Source organism: Vreelandella sp. L-25, from assembly GCF_056857535.1.
In genome coordinates this window covers 13,646-27,387 of the sequence record NZ_JBSXNH010000066.1, presented here as the reverse complement: position 1 = coordinate 27,387, position 13,742 = coordinate 13,646, and the positions used below count along the sequence as shown (strand labels likewise).

At 53.3% G+C, this 13,742-nt stretch carries 16 protein-coding genes; 5 read left to right on the top strand and 11 right to left on the bottom strand.

What is annotated here, in order from left to right; translation table 11 throughout:
* Window positions 1–20: 20 nt before the first annotated feature.
* From AC13CN_RS09590 to argC, 5 genes are all read right to left on the bottom strand, one after another.
* Window positions 21–779, bottom strand: coding sequence for an amino acid ABC transporter ATP-binding protein (locus tag AC13CN_RS09590; protein ID WP_054644921.1), 759 nt, complete (start codon window positions 777–779; stop codon window positions 21–23).
* 10 nt (window positions 780–789) lie between these two features.
* Window positions 790–1,461 carry an amino acid ABC transporter permease gene (locus AC13CN_RS09585; protein WP_054640716.1) on the bottom strand — a complete coding sequence of 224 codons (672 nt, stop codon included), beginning with the start codon at window positions 1,459–1,461 and terminating at the stop codon, window positions 790–792.
* A 107-nt stretch (window positions 1,462–1,568) separates the two neighbouring features.
* Entirely contained in the window at window positions 1,569–2,336 is a 768-nt protein-coding gene (locus AC13CN_RS09580) for a transporter substrate-binding domain-containing protein (RefSeq protein WP_062361052.1), read from the bottom strand.
* Between the two features lie 148 nt (window positions 2,337–2,484).
* Window positions 2,485–2,838: an iron-sulfur cluster insertion protein ErpA gene (erpA, locus tag AC13CN_RS09575; protein ID WP_062361049.1), complete on the bottom strand. Its 354-nt coding sequence runs from the start codon at window positions 2,836–2,838 to the stop codon at window positions 2,485–2,487.
* Window positions 2,839–2,940: 102 nt separating this feature from the next.
* Window positions 2,941–3,975 (bottom strand): N-acetyl-gamma-glutamyl-phosphate reductase, encoded by a 1,035-nt coding sequence (gene argC, locus AC13CN_RS09570; protein ID WP_062361047.1) that lies wholly within the window; start codon window positions 3,973–3,975, stop codon window positions 2,941–2,943.
* Window positions 3,976–4,145: 170 nt separating this feature from the next.
* On the opposite strand from argC, the gene AC13CN_RS09565 reads away from it, so the two are divergent.
* The 5 genes from AC13CN_RS09565 (at window position 4,146) to AC13CN_RS09545 (ending at window position 8,994) form a co-directional block, all read left to right on the top strand.
* On the top strand, window positions 4,146–5,945 hold the full coding sequence (locus tag AC13CN_RS09565; RefSeq protein WP_062361044.1) for a chloride channel protein: 1,800 nt from the start codon (window positions 4,146–4,148) through the stop codon (window positions 5,943–5,945).
* A gap of 27 nt (window positions 5,946–5,972) precedes the next feature.
* Window positions 5,973–6,404, top strand: a complete 432-nt coding sequence (hemJ, locus tag AC13CN_RS09560) for a protoporphyrinogen oxidase HemJ (protein WP_058577321.1) — start codon at window positions 5,973–5,975, stop codon at window positions 6,402–6,404.
* Complete coding sequence (gene thiD / locus AC13CN_RS09555) at window positions 6,404–7,213, top strand: bifunctional hydroxymethylpyrimidine kinase/phosphomethylpyrimidine kinase (RefSeq protein ID WP_054644923.1); 810 nt, start codon at window positions 6,404–6,406, stop codon at window positions 7,211–7,213. The genes hemJ and thiD overlap by 1 nt, the downstream gene beginning before the upstream one ends.
* Window positions 7,214–7,249: 36 nt before the next feature.
* Complete coding sequence (gene hemL, locus AC13CN_RS09550) at window positions 7,250–8,530, top strand: glutamate-1-semialdehyde 2,1-aminomutase (RefSeq protein ID WP_058577319.1); 1,281 nt, start codon at window positions 7,250–7,252, stop codon at window positions 8,528–8,530.
* 86 nt (window positions 8,531–8,616) lie between these two features.
* Window positions 8,617–8,994 carry a hypothetical protein gene (locus AC13CN_RS09545; RefSeq protein WP_054640712.1) on the top strand — a complete coding sequence of 126 codons (378 nt, stop codon included), beginning with the start codon at window positions 8,617–8,619 and terminating at the stop codon, window positions 8,992–8,994.
* 61 nt (window positions 8,995–9,055) lie between these two features.
* On the opposite strand, the gene AC13CN_RS09540 is transcribed toward AC13CN_RS09545, so the two are convergent.
* From AC13CN_RS09540 to AC13CN_RS09515, 6 genes are all read right to left on the bottom strand, one after another.
* A complete protein-coding gene (locus tag AC13CN_RS09540; protein WP_058577318.1) occupies window positions 9,056–10,309 on the bottom strand; it encodes a hypothetical protein in 1,254 nt (417 codons plus the stop codon).
* 61 nt (window positions 10,310–10,370) lie between these two features.
* Window positions 10,371–10,913: a hypothetical protein gene (locus AC13CN_RS09535; protein ID WP_052509917.1), complete on the bottom strand. Its 543-nt coding sequence runs from the start codon at window positions 10,911–10,913 to the stop codon at window positions 10,371–10,373.
* 253 nt (window positions 10,914–11,166) lie between these two features.
* Window positions 11,167–11,997 (bottom strand): CsgG/HfaB family protein, encoded by an 831-nt coding sequence (locus AC13CN_RS09530; protein WP_044628584.1) that lies wholly within the window; start codon window positions 11,995–11,997, stop codon window positions 11,167–11,169.
* 55 nt (window positions 11,998–12,052) lie between these two features.
* Window positions 12,053–12,463, bottom strand: a complete 411-nt coding sequence (locus AC13CN_RS09525) for a curli assembly protein CsgF (RefSeq protein WP_044628583.1) — start codon at window positions 12,461–12,463, stop codon at window positions 12,053–12,055.
* Window positions 12,463–12,975, bottom strand: coding sequence for a CsgE family curli-type amyloid fiber assembly protein (locus AC13CN_RS09520; RefSeq protein WP_062361043.1), 513 nt, complete (start codon window positions 12,973–12,975; stop codon window positions 12,463–12,465). The genes AC13CN_RS09525 and AC13CN_RS09520 overlap by 1 nt, the downstream gene beginning before the upstream one ends.
* A gap of 20 nt (window positions 12,976–12,995) precedes the next feature.
* The gene (locus tag AC13CN_RS09515; protein WP_044628581.1) at window positions 12,996–13,691 is read right to left on the bottom strand and encodes a LuxR C-terminal-related transcriptional regulator; all 696 of its coding nucleotides are present in this window, start codon (window positions 13,689–13,691) and stop codon (window positions 12,996–12,998) included.
* Window positions 13,692–13,742: the final 51 nt, after the last annotated feature.

The window sequence follows — 13,742 nt, the reverse complement described above, 5'->3', positions numbered from 1 at the left end:
GAGCAAAGATCGAGGGCGCATCAGTGCTTGAGCACCCGCGCTAAAAACGACTGAGTGCGTTCGTGTTGAGGGGAATCGAAGAGCTGCTCAGGGGTACCTTGTTCGGCAATTTCGCCTTTATGGATAAAGATGATGCGGTCGGCTACCTCACGTGCAAAGCCCATCTCGTGGGTAACAATCACCATGGTCATCCCCTCTTTGGCAAGCTCCCGCATGGCGTCTAGCACTTCGCCAATCATCTCGGGGTCAAGGGCTGAGGTTGGCTCATCAAACAGCATGAGGCGCGGCTCCATGGCCAACGCACGCGCCAGCGCCACACGCTGCTGCTGGCCACCGGAGAGCTGGCTGGGGTACTTATTTGCCTGGTCGGCAATACCTACGCGATCAAGTAGCCGCTTGGCAGTCTCTTCGGCATCCTGACGGCTCCAGCCACGCACCTTCATCGGTGCGAGAGTGACGTTATCGAGCACGCTAAGATGCGGGAACAGATTGAACTGCTGAAACACCATGCCCACTTCGGTGCGGATGGTTTGTAGCGCCTGACTGCTTTTACCGTTCGGTAGCAGCGTATTGCCGTCCACATCCAAGCTGCCTGACTGAAACTCTTCTAAGCCGTTGATACAGCGAATGAGTGTGGATTTACCCGAGCCGCTGGCCCCGATGACCACGACGACTTCACCAGGCACAATTTCCAGGTCGATATCTTTGAGTACGTGCAGGCTGCCAAAGTGCTTGTGGAGCTTTTGCATACGCACAATGGGCGTTTGAGTAGAAGTCATTGTGCGCTCCTTATTGTCCGGCGAGGCCGCGGCGCTCGATTTGGCGCAGCACCAGTGAGAGGGTCCAGGTAATGGCGAGATACATCAGTGCCACCATGAAGTAGACCTCCAGCGCGGTGAAGGTGGTGGCGATATAGATCTGCCCTTGGCGTACCAGCTCACTGACCCCGATAACCGAAAAAAGCGAGGTATCTTTGATACTGATAATGCCCTGGTTACCCAGCGGTGGAATCATACGGCGCAGTGCCTGCGGCCAGATCACATAGCGGAACGCCTGCACCCGAGAGAGGCCAAGCGATAGCGATGCTTCCCGCTGGCCGCGCTCGATGGACTGAACGCCGCCGCGCACAATTTCAGAGATATAGGCACCGGAGTTGACGGCAATGGCCGCTATACCCGCTACCAGGGCGTTGATGGGCCCACCCAACAGTTGCGGCAAGCCGTAAAAGATAAACAGCACTTGGACCAAAATAGGGGTGCCGCGGAATACTTCAACATACACAACCGCAGGCCAGCGCAGCCAGCGTACCGGGCTAATACGCAGTAACCCAAAGAAAATACCGATGAAAAAACCAATCGCCAGGCCGCCAAATGAAATCAGTAGCGTCCAGGGAATACCGGGTAACAAGTAGGGGATCGACCCGAACGCAGCCGACCAATCAAACTGAAAGTTAACGTCCACGCGTTATCTCCAGGCAAGGGGAACAACGACACAGGGCCGGGGGTAAATGGCCGCCCAGCCCTGTGGTGAGAGTCGCTTTAAGCGTTGGTTATGGCATATAGCGCTAATTACTCAGCGCTGGGTGCTTCACCGAACCACTTTGTGTAGATCTCATCGTAGGTGCCGTCTTCACGCATAGCGGCCAGCGCTTCGTTGGTCGGCTCTACCCACTCGCTGCCTTTGTGAAATACGATGCCGTACTGCTGACCTTCGTACAGCGGGCCGACGACTTTAGTGCGACCTTCGCCACGGGTTTGTGAGAAGTAAGCCACGTTTGGTGCATCATAAAACACGGCGTCTACGTTGCGGCCCAGCAGCGCCATGTACATATCAGCGGTGCCTGGGTAGGGCGTGATATCGGCGTCTTCGCCAAGCTCTTGTTGTAAGAAGTCGTAGCTGGTGGAGCCGATTTTGGTGGCCACTGACAGTCCTTCGAGATCCTCGATGGAGGAGACCTCTTCGTTATCAGCACGTACGATGATTTGCAGACCGGAGTCGTAGTAGGGATCAGAGAAGTCAACGACCTGAGCACGCTCTTCGGTGATGGTCGTGCCAGCAATGGCAATTTCCTGGCTGCCGGTTTGCACCGCAGGAATGATGCCCGAGAACTCCATGGTGGTGAGGTTGACGTCAAAGCCAGCGCGATCAGCGACTTCATTGATGATGTCCATATCAAAACCGATCATTTCACCGGTCTCGGGGTCGAGCATTTCGAAAGGCACAAAGCTTGGGTCAGTGGCCACGTTGACGGTAGGCGTTTGCGCAAACGCAGTGGTACTGCCCAAACCCAGTGTGATGGCGGCCGCAATAGTAGAGGTAGTGAATAGGTGTTTCATTAGTTTCCCCATGTTTTATGTGGTTAGCCGCGCAATTTATAGAATTTTTTTTCTTATAAATTGGCTAGGCAACCGTTATTGACCTTTCAACCTTGGCGAGAAACCGCCAAGGCGTCAAGTCATGGGGAGGGGTTGTCACCAACGTTGGTCACACCATAAACGAGGCGCCACATCCGCACGTGGTAGTGGCATTGGGGTTTTGGATACGAAATCGAGCCCCTGCTAGGCCCTCCTCGTAATCCACTGTGGAGCCTACCAAATACTGATAAGAGAGCGGGTCGACCACCAGCGTGGCATCGCCAAACTCAATCAGCGTGTCGTCTTCGGCAACGCTGTCCGCGAAGTCGAAACCGTATTGAAAGCCAGAACAGCCGCCGCCGGTCACGTACACGCGCAGCTTAAGCGCAGGGTTACTCTCTTCTGCCATCAGTGCTTTGATACGCTTACGGGCGCTATCAGAGAGTAATAAAGGGGTTGGAACAAAAGCTTCTGCACCGCTCATGGGTACCTCCCGCGAGCTTTAAGAACGAATAATCCGTATTAGGGGGTGATTATGGGTAATTCCCAGCAAATTGGTCAACTATTGCTGGGAATTCCTCAAACGTTAGGGCATCAGCGCGGGGGCGTTAAGCCCCATGTGCTCATCAAAGCCAAACATCAAGTTAAGGTTTTGAATGGCTTGCCCAGAAGCGCCCTTCACCAGGTTATCAATGACTGAAAGCACCACAACCGTATTGCCGTTACCCGGGCGGTGGACCGCGATGCGGCAGGTATTGTTGCCTTTGACACTGCGGGTTTCCGGGTGGCTGCCGGCGGGCATGACATCGACAAACGGCTCGTTGGCGTAGCGCTGCTCAAAGAGCGCCTGTAGATCTTCTGGCTCGGCGGTCAGCGTGCTGTAAAGCGTGGCGTGAATGCCGCGAATCATAGGCGTTAGATGGGGAACAAAGGTCAACCCCACTGGGTTGGGCTGCATATCGCCCAAGCCTTGACGAATTTCCGGCAGATGGCGGTGGCCACCCGCGCCGTAGGCCTTCATGGATTCACTGGCCTCGGCCAGCAGCGAAGCAACTTTGGCACCGCGGCCAGCACCGGTCACACCAGATTTGCAGTCGGCAATCAGCTGGTTCGGATCAATTAAGCCAGCTTCTAACAGCGGCAGATAGCCTAGCTGAACGGCGGTGGGATAGCAGCCAGGGACAGCAATCAAACGAGCCGTTTTGATCTTTTCGCGGTGCATTTCGGGCAGGCCGTAAACGGCTTCTTCAAGCAGCTCCGGCGCGCCGTGGGGCTGGTCGTACCAACGGCTCCACTCGTCGGCATCCCGCAGGCGGAAGTCCGCAGAGAGGTCGATGACGCGGGTGCCGTTGGCCAGCAGCTCGCCCGCTAAGGCATGGGCAACGCCGTGGGGAGTCGCAAAAAACACCGCATCCATTGCGCCTAGCGCCTTGGCGTCGGGTTCGCTGAATGCCAGCGTGTCGTAGTGACCGCGTAAATTGGGGTACATGTCGCACACTTTTACGCCAGTCTCCGAGCGAGAGGTGATGGCCTTGACGTTTACCTGAGGGTGCTGAGCCAGCAGTCTGAGAAGTTCGACGCCGGTATAACCGGTGCCACCCACGATGCCAACGTTAATCACAAACCACTCCTTGTGCGCTTCGCGCAATCGACGCTTGAATAATTAACAGCCTAATCAGTGTGGCCAGGCTGTTGAAGTGTATCCAGCTATGATACACAAGAGAGCCAGCGCTTAAGAGCGCTGCGCAACGCGAGACAATGAAACGAACAATAAACGCAAGGACGGACGTTGTGGCACGTTTTTCTCGGTCAGATTTCACTCTAGAGAGCTTTCGCCGCCAGTTGGCGAACGTGGATGCCTTACCGCAGCTGTGTGTGCTGGGGTTGGTGTCTGGGGTGATTACTGGGGCAGTGATGGTGGCGTTTCGCCTGCTGCTTGAAGCCGGGGCGGTGCTCTATATGCCGGAGGGGGAGCCGGAAGCCTTCGAAGGATTGTCACCGTGGCTGAGAGCACTTCTGCCGATCGTCGCCGTCACATTGATTGGCCTGTTGCTATATCGGCAGCGCTCCGCTGCGCGCAAGCTCGGGGTCAGCCATGTGATTGAGCGTCTCACCTATCACCAGGGGCGCTTTCCACTGCGTAACTGGCTGAACCAATGGTGGGTGGGGGTCGTCTCCGTGTTGGGTGGCTTATCCGCCGGGCGCGAAGGCCCTGCGATTCATTTAGGCGCGGCGGCTTCCAGCGGGTTAGGGCTAAAGCTGCGGCTGCCCAATAATAGCTTGCGGGTGTTGGTCGCTTGTGGCACGGCAGCCGGTATTTCGGCCTCGTTCAACACGCCCATTGCTGGGGTGATCTTCGCCATGGAAGTGGTGATGATGGAGTACACCCTGATGAGCTTTATGCCGGTGATTTTAGCCTCCACCATGGGCGCGCTGGTGGCGCAGGTGATGTATGGCAATGCGCCCGCATTTCGGATTCCTGAGGTGGCGTTAGGGTCGCTGATGAACCTGCCCTGGATCGTGGTGATTGGCTTGGTCATAGGTTTGATGGCAGGCCTCTTCATCCATATTTCACGAAGTCAGCGCCTACAAACCCTGCCGCTGTGGTTGAGATTGGGCGTCGTGGGTGTCGGCACCGGGGTATTGGCGTGGTGGTTTCCTGAAATCCAAGGCATTGGTTACGACAGCGTGGCGGCAGCGCTGAATAATCAGTTGGCGATCAATGTGCTATTGGCGCTGATGGTTGCCAAGCTGTTGATTACTGCGATTACCGTTGCAGGCGGCGTGCCGATCGGCATTATTGGCCCGGTACTGGTCGCTGGGGCGGCCACTGGTGCACTAGGCGGTATGTTAGGGGGCTGGCTATGGCCTGAGAAAGCTGCTGACCCAGGGATTTATGCCATGCTCGGTATGGCAGCCATGATGGGGGCTGTTCTTCAGGCACCGTTGGCGGCGTTGATGGCACTGCTAGAACTCACTCATACACCGACGATTATGCTACCGGGGATGCTGGTCGTGGTGGTGGCCTGCTTAACGTCGCGGCAGTTGACGGGGTGTGAAGGTTTTTTCATTAGTTCAGTACGCTATGGATTGCATCCGTTACAGCAGCCGCTGATGCAAGCGCTTTCCCGAGTGTCGGTGCCTGCCGTGATGGAGCGTCAGCTGGTGCGTACCGAGCGCATGATCACTCTCGACCAGGCGCGCCGCCTGCTAGAAACGAATCCCATGTGGCTGGTGATTGAGCGCTCCAGTGAGGATAAGCCGGTACTGGGGCTAAAGGCAGCAGAGCTTGCCCGCTGGCTGCTGGAGCACGATAAGGCGCTCGATGGAGAAGTGCCGCCGGAAGATGAGTTAATTGATCTTTTGGAGATTCCCGGCCAGCGGCTGGAAATGGCCCCGATTGGTTTGCAGGCAACACTATCGGAAGCGTTTTTAAAGCTTCAAGACAGTGCGCTTGGGGCGCTTTATGTGGTGCATGGCTATCGACCAAAGCAGCAGCGAATTTCAGGTATCATTACCCGGGGCGCGATCGAGCGTTATTACCACTACACTGACGCTCGGCAAACAGATGCCCGCGAGACTGATTCCTAGCCATACGTCACCGCCTAAGGAGAGACCATGTACGAATGGGTAAAGGCTATTCACTTGATGGCCGTTGTTACTTGGTTTGCCGCACTGTTCTACCTGCCAAGACTTTATGTGTACCACGCCATGGCACGCGACAAAGGTGATGAGCAAGCGATCACTTACTTTAAAACCATGGAGCGCAAGCTTTACCGTGGCATCATGACCCCGTCGATGATCCTGGTACTGATTTTTGGGGGCTGGATGCTCTATTTGGTGCCCGCCTGGTTTAGCCAAGGATGGATGCACGCCAAGCTTACCTTGGTGGCACTGTTAATTGCTTACCACCACGTTTGCTTGATTTACCTTAAGCAGTTTGACCAGTCGCGTTGTACCAAGAGCCACGTATTTTTTCGCTGGTTCAATGAAGCTCCCGTGATTGCACTGGTCGCGATTATTCTTTTGGCGGTAGTGAAGCCCTTTTGATGCGTCAACCTCTTCCCCCTGTTGTTTTAGTGCTAGCGGGTCATGACCCCACGGGCGGTGCCGGACTGGTCGCTGATAGCGAAGCCATCGCCGCCTGTGGCGGTTGGGCGGTGACGATCCCCACGGCGATGACCGTGCAGAACTGCCATAACGTGTCGCGGGTAATGCCAGCCGACCCTGGCGCCATGCGGCAAATGGCCGAAGCTGTCGGTGATATGCAGATTGCCGCGATCAAGCTCGGCCTGCTGGCGGATGAAGCTACGCTGCGGGCTGCGGAGCAAATTATTTGCCGTTTTCCAGGGGTGCCCGTGGTTGCTGACCCGGTTCTCAAAGCAGGGGGAGGCACTATGTTATCCACAGAGGCTTTGCAGGCGCTTTACCGTGATCGGCTGTTACCGCTTGTGGATATCTTAACCCCGAACCGCTTTGAGCTAGCGGCGCTGACGCCTGAGATCCATGAGCCTTATGACGATACCGCCCGTGCGGTGTCACTACTGTCTCAGGGTTGCCAAGCGGTGCTGGTGACGGCAACGGATGACCCATTACCCGGTACGGCACAGCAAGTGGTGCATACACTGCATTCGCCCGACACCACTCGCCAGTGGCAATGGCCGCGGCTGCCGGAAGTATTTCATGGTTCCGGCTGTACGCTCGCGTCAGCCTTAGCAGCGCGTCTAGCGGTAGGTGAGCGCTTACCAACGGCGTGTGAACAGGCGCAGCACTTTACCTGGGAGAGCTTGTCTCACGGCTACCAGCCCCCGAGCGGGCAGTGCTTGCCGAATCGCTTGCCACGCCCCGTGCGCTTTTGATCTCATTGGTAGTAAGACATTTATATAGAGGATGCCATGACCACATCTGCTGAACTGTTTGACCTCGCGAGTCGCCATATTCCTGGGGGCGTGAACTCTCCCGTGCGAGCCTTCAAAGGGTTGCACCGCCCGCCGGTATTCATGGAACGTGCGCAGGGCGCTTACCTCTTCGATGTCGAGGGCAACCGCTACGTCGATTACATCGGCTCCTGGGGACCGATGATTACCGGTCATGCTGATCAAGACGTACTGGCCGCGGTGCGGGCACGGTTGGATAACGGGCTCTCGTTCGGTACCCCCACGGCCGTGGAAACCACCATGGCCGACCTAATTTGCGACATGATTCCCTCCATGGAAATGGTGCGCATGACCAGCTCGGGCACCGAAGCGACCATGTCAGCGATTCGGCTGGCGCGGGGCACCACGGGTCGCGATAAGATCGTCAAGTTCGAGGGTAACTACCACGGCCACTCGGACTCCCTGCTGGTAAAAGCGGGCTCCGGTGCTTTGACCCACGGCGAGCCCAGCTCTCCGGGCGTGCCGGCCTCGCTGGCCGAGCACACCATCACACTCTCCTACAACGACCCGGAAGGCGTTGAAGCGTGCTTTGCCGAGATCGGTGAGCAAATTGCCTGCATCATCGTCGAGCCGGTGGCGGGCAATATGAACTGCATTCCGCCTCAGCCAGGTTTCTTGGAAACCCTGCGCCACGTTTGTAACGAGTACGGTAGCATCCTGATTTTTGATGAGGTGATGACCGGTTTCCGCGTCGCGTTGGGCGGTGCCCAGGCTTACTACGGTGTCACGCCGGATCTGACCTGCTTGGGTAAGATCGTTGGTGGCGGTATGCCAGTCGGCGCGTTTGGCGGTAAGCGCGACATCATGCAGAACATCTCTCCGCTGGGGCCGGTGTACCAGGCAGGCACGCTGTCGGGGAATCCGCTGGCTATGGCCGCCGGGGTAGCACTTCTCACCAAGCTGCAGGTGCCGGGCTTCCACGATGCCCTGAGTCAGCGCGTGCAAACGCTATGTAACGGCCTGCAAGAGCGTGCCAACGCGGCGCGGGTACCGATGATGACCCAGTCTGCAGGTGGCATGTTCGGCGTGTTCTTCACCTCGCAGTCCCGTGTGGATAACTTTGCTCAAGCCACGGCGTGTAACCCCGATGCTTTCCGCCGTTTCTTTGGTGCCATGCTTGATCACGGTGTTTATCTCGCACCTTCCGCTTATGAAGCTGGCTTTATGTCGAGTGCCCACACACCGGAAGATATTCAGCTAACGTTGGATGCTGCAGAAAAAGCCTTTGCTGTTATGTAACACTAGGTAACTGGTAGTTAGAACGCCTGCTACACTGCAAGAGCCGCTCATGTTGAGCGGCTCTTGTGGTTAATGAGGTAGCTAACATGAAACGATCATTGGCTTGGCACGTTTCACGACGATACGGCACGCTGTTTATCGCCGTACTTACCCTTGGCTTGCCCATCTCAGGGCTAGCCGCACAGGAGCAGGATATGACCCAAATCCACATCACCATGAGCGGCTCCCCTGGCGCAGAATTCTCAGCCCACTGGCGCATTACCCATAACGGCGAAACTGTCGAACATCCTGAAACCCGCGGCACTGTACCCGCAGAGTTCACCTTTGAAGGCGACACCCTAGAAGGAACGGTCAAGTTGTTGAGTGATGATGAGCGACTGGAAGTGGATATCGTCAAAGGCAGCAACCGCTCGCGCTCCTCAACCCAAGGCAAGGGCGGCACGCTGACGGTGGTGGTGCGTTAGGTGACAACACAAAAAAACCGCCCCGGAAGGGGCGGTATGAGAATATTGGACTGGCTAATGATTAATACTGGATAGTGGAAGCGCGGTTGCCACTACCTGTCTGCATCACACTCGCAGATGCGTTGACTGTACCAGTTTGAGTGATAGTTGAAATGTTATTCCAACCGCCAGCAGGAGCATGTGCTTGATTGACATATGCTGTGTGCGCACCTGCTCCACTTTGAATAATGAACGATTCATTAAATTCGGCACCAGGAACACCCACACCTGATTGTTCGACAGTGGCAGATTTATTGTCACCGTTCTGAATTACCCAAGAGATATCTCCTTCTCCTGATTGTGAGATATCAGCGAAGTTACTGTTACCATTTTGTAACACATTAGACTCTCCATATGTGCCACTTTGATTAACATTTGCTTTGTTATCATTGCCGTTTAGTTGGGATACATATGAGTCGTTATAACTACCGGACTGATCCACATATGCGGTATTGAAGTCGCCAACCCCCGCCGAACCTTGCAGAATGTAGGACGTATTCTCATCGCCACTTTGATCCAGCATTGCCATATTAGCATCGCCTGCTTGTTTAATATGGCTAATATTATCCATACCACTTTGGTTAGCATCGGCATAGTTATCAGACCACTGCTGACGAATATAACTTTGGTTACTTTCGCCAGTTTGATTTACCCATGCATTATTATCAGCTGCTCCACCAGTCAGTACTCCCTGATGAATAATCGATTGGTGGCCATTACCGGTTTGAGATACATCCGCGCCATTACGGTCGGCTCCAAACTGATCTACTCGAGACAGGTTACTATCACCTTGCTGCGAAATATTTGCAATAGCACCTGTGCTAAGCTCTTGATCAACATCTGATCGGTTACTATTACCAATTTGGATGACATCAGCTTTTAATGCTGAGCCAGTACTACTTAATTTGTTTTGTGTTACGTTTGATTCGTTTTGTGAACCACCACTCTGTGTTACACTTGCTTGGTTGCCTGTAGTACCAGTAGCTGTCTGGTCAATGGTCGATAAGTTTTCATTTGGGCCTGCAGTAGAGCCGTCCATGTTATCCAATTCATCCTGAAACGTAGTAAACGCTCCATCACGGGATGGCGGAAAACCTGTCCATTCGGCATTATCTACGGTTGAATTTCCATTGTCGACACCATATCCGCCTCCTTGAGGCTGGCCAATACTTGTATAGTTCAGGTTTGAATTCGATGTTACTGTTGTTTGAGCTATAGCAGCGCTGGACAAAGCTAAGCTAACAGCGGCAGCAAGAGCGGTTAGTTGCAGTTTCATGGTGTTTCCCCTTTATTTCGATCAACTTGCTTTGGTGGTGAACTGAGAAGCCAGGTGCGACTCAGTTGATATCGATAGTGACCGGTCGTGAAGTGCCCGAGTAGTTTTGTTGGTGGACATTTACATCGCGTAGGCCACTGCCCGATTGTGAAATCATTAGGTTACTGTTAAAGCCAATTTGAATAGCGTTCAGTGCAACTCCAACACTGTTCCCTTCTTGAATAGCCGTAACGCTATTGTTATAGCCTTGCTGAACAATCACGCCAATGTTGTTGCCATTGTGCTGGATCAAATTGGCCTGATTGTTATATCCAGTTTGTTTAATGTAAGCGAAGTTTTTAAATTGGTAATTCGCTGAACGAGATTGAACGACGCTCGCGCTGTTGTTAATGCCTTGCTGCTGAATGATGCTCACATTGCCTTTTAAATGGCTGACATCTTGAGACTCTACGTATTGTGTGACTCTAGACATGCTGTCAATGAACTGGTCGTTTGCTGAAGCTTCTGGATTTAAACTGGTTAGTAAGACACCCATTACCAATGCCATGCAGGAGGCTACGGATCCTGTCTTTTGATGGGCTGGTAATTGGTTGAACGGTTTCATTGGGCCTTCCTTTTGAAACGTTATGTGTCTTTTTGTTTCCTGTGTTGAGTTTGGACGATTTAAAAGAAGGCGCTATCGGAAATTTTTCTAATCCTTAACTTATAAAGTTGGTGTTTTTTATGAATATATAGGTTATGGTTTTAATCTTAATTGATGAGTTTTTTAATACTAGTACCTATAGCCTGAAAGATAGAAGCCTTTAATAAAAAAGCCGCTTAAGGAAGCGGCTTTGATTAATAGATAGAATAGCTACTTAAAGCATAGGTATAGGTTCGTTGAGGTAGTCACCTAGAACCGTATCCTGTAGATTGGTTCCTGGTGATAAGTTCCAAAGACGGTTTTCCACCCCACGTGCAATCAAGTGAATCACCGCAGACTCGATAGCGGACATCACCGCTAACTGTACAGGTTCGTTCGTGGTGATACCTGCCTCTGCCTCTAGCAAACGCCTAAAGTCGATAAACCGGTACACGCCGGCTCGGAGTTCTTTGGAGTAGATAGTTTTGGTGGTGGTGACGTTGGCAAGTATTTCACCGGTGGATATTTCTACCGCACGCAAATTGACGGTTACTTGGTCTACTTGATATTGACCTGATGCACCGATACCGAAGTACTCCGCTCCCGCTCCTCCTGTTCGAATATTGGATTCATAAGCGATGATTCCTCCTTCGAGCATGACGGAAGCCGCGCGTAGTGACGGCAAGGTATCGGGCTGGCCAAAACGCTCGAACTCAGCGCGAATGATGCGTCGCTCGGTTAATAGGTTCTGTAAGCCTACCCGTTCCAGTGGTATGAACCAGCCTGAATCAGCGAGCGCGCCGGTGAGCATAGCAGCGGCCCCTTGGGTGACGGCCGTTGAAAAGGTGCTAGCCGGGGCGGGTCGATATTGTCCGGTTTGGTCTCGAAAATCATACACAGAGACAAAGATTTTTCCGGCGGGAGGTGGTAACGACACCAGGTCTTGATAGGTAGCACCTCTTGGTGTCAGCGTTGCTTGTGCCCCCTCTAAATTTTCCGACGTGGCTACCATCCCAGCGCATCCGCTGAGTAACCCAGCAATGACGATCGAGGCAATTATTTTCATGTTGTTCCCCTGAATAACTTAAGCCGTACTTTTTTGTTACTCGTACTTTTGATCATTAAGGGTTGAATAAACCGCCTACGCTAATTTCAGTCACGTCGCCGGTTATTTTATCGACGACACGAACCACTAACTGTCCGCTACTATCACTGACGACAACGCCAAACTCGTCGCTATCGAAACTACCTTCGTCGACTTCTCCACGACTGACATCAGAAATCAATTGGGAGATCAACCGGCTCTCCAAGTTTTGTAGTAGACGTTCCGTTGATGATAGAGACTGTACACTGCGTGTGTTCGGGTCCGTCGTCGTGTCCTGTGCCTGTGCTTTACCTAATAAGTAGCTACCCACAAAAGGGTCACCACCAAACGAAGGGTTGATGGGCTGATAGATCAAGTTGCCTGCCTGTGCTTGCGTTACCGCTATCGTCATTAGCCCTATGCTGGCGACTTTCTTTAACGTTTTCATCAAAATATCTCCTCTTTCCCCAAGTCTCTGTCCGAGGTCAAAGCGGCTGAGAGCTGTTGTTGGAGTAGTGCGTCTTCGACGATTTTTACAGCGTCTCCCGCTACGCGATCAGCCTCGCTGATTCTTGGAGAAAGCTGCGTTCTAAAGTACATCCGGTTGCCTTCCATGACCCATACCTGACTGCCCCATCGAGCATCAGGGCGCTCTTGAATGGTGATAGTGGCATTGCCGATGATGACGTTATCCATTGCTCGCTGGCTAAATGCTCGGTAGAACGTTTTTCCTGCCATAGTGATGGTACGGTCCACCATGATTCCGGTCAGTTCACTACTGCCAGTTGACCGGCCTTGTATCTCTGGTCCGTCCGGGCTCGATAATTGGTTAATCGCATCTACCTCGGCCTGCTCATTTCTAGCAAGTGACGATGTATCGACGGGCTCATTTGATTGAGCGTTAGCAATGCTTGTTAAACACCATAAGAGAGCAATAGAAATTTTATGCTTAGCAGCCATGATGCTTATCTCTCATTGAGTCATTGCGGATGCCGCTGCAGGCTGCGCGCCGTTTCGATATTAGGCAAAATGGGTCCCAGGTTTTGATGGATCCAATTGAGCGCTTGAATTCGATTGTGCACGTTGATTTTTCTAAAGATGTTGTAAAGATGTGATTTAACCGTGTGCTCACTCACAAAGAGTTTGTCGGCAATTTGTTGATTGGAAGAGCCTGCACTGAGTAACGAAATGATCTCCATTTCTCGGTTGGTCAAGCCGCAGGCAGGGCGAAACGCGTTGCTTTGGTACTTTCGGTAAAAAAGAATCAAACGGGCCATCAAATCCCGCGACATCCACAGCTCCCCCTCCAACAGCGCGTGGATACCTTTACAAATCACTTCCAGGCTTTCGTTACGATAAAAGACCCCCTTGAGTTGGGCACAGGACAAAGCCTCCAGCGCGTGGTCCATATCGCGGATGTTGAAAGCGGCCAGTGAGGTTTTGGCCAGGCTATCGGGAAGGTTTTCCTGCCACTCGGGTAGCTCCTCTACGCCGATGTGATCGCTATCGATAAGGATCAGCAGTTTGTTGGGAAGGGTGGCAGGCAGCGGCCTGCGCGGTGAATGAATGCTGACCGTACAGCCCGTGTGTTCGTGTAAATAGTCGGCAAAAAGCTGCGACTGGGGGCTTTTTTCGGTGACGATGTACACCAAGCCGTGCGTTTTTTCTTGGGACATTGGGGAGGCCTCATGAGCGTAAAGCGTGAGTAGGTGACCAAATGAGTGTTG

What these genes read in the sequence shown, in the direction of transcription:
- AC13CN_RS09580 (WP_062361052.1), bottom strand. Translation starts at nt 2,336, where the DNA reads ATGAAACACCTATTCACTACCTCTACTATTGCGGCCGCCATCACACTG.
- thiD (WP_054644923.1), top strand. Translation starts at nt 6,404, where the DNA reads ATGCGTCAACCTCTTCCCCCTGTTGTTTTAGTGCTAGCGGGTCATGAC.
- AC13CN_RS09530 (WP_044628584.1), bottom strand. Translation starts at nt 11,997, where the DNA reads ATGAAAATAATTGCCTCGATCGTCATTGCTGGGTTACTCAGCGGATGC.
- AC13CN_RS09535 (WP_052509917.1), bottom strand. Translation starts at nt 10,913, where the DNA reads ATGAAACCGTTCAACCAATTACCAGCCCATCAAAAGACAGGATCCGTA.
- hemJ (WP_058577321.1), top strand. Translation starts at nt 5,973, where the DNA reads ATGTACGAATGGGTAAAGGCTATTCACTTGATGGCCGTTGTTACTTGG.
- AC13CN_RS09520 (WP_062361043.1), bottom strand. Translation starts at nt 12,975, where the DNA reads ATGGCTGCTAAGCATAAAATTTCTATTGCTCTCTTATGGTGTTTAACA.
- AC13CN_RS09590 (WP_054644921.1), bottom strand. Translation starts at nt 779, where the DNA reads ATGACTTCTACTCAAACGCCCATTGTGCGTATGCAAAAGCTCCACAAG.
- AC13CN_RS09540 (WP_058577318.1), bottom strand. Translation starts at nt 10,309, where the DNA reads ATGAAACTGCAACTAACCGCTCTTGCTGCCGCTGTTAGCTTAGCTTTG.
- AC13CN_RS09515 (WP_044628581.1), bottom strand. Translation starts at nt 13,691, where the DNA reads ATGTCCCAAGAAAAAACGCACGGCTTGGTGTACATCGTCACCGAAAAA.
- hemL (WP_058577319.1), top strand. Translation starts at nt 7,250, where the DNA reads ATGACCACATCTGCTGAACTGTTTGACCTCGCGAGTCGCCATATTCCT.
- erpA (WP_062361049.1), bottom strand. Translation starts at nt 2,838, where the DNA reads ATGAGCGGTGCAGAAGCTTTTGTTCCAACCCCTTTATTACTCTCTGAT.
- AC13CN_RS09545 (WP_054640712.1), top strand. Translation starts at nt 8,617, where the DNA reads ATGAAACGATCATTGGCTTGGCACGTTTCACGACGATACGGCACGCTG.
- AC13CN_RS09525 (WP_044628583.1), bottom strand. Translation starts at nt 12,463, where the DNA reads ATGAAAACGTTAAAGAAAGTCGCCAGCATAGGGCTAATGACGATAGCG.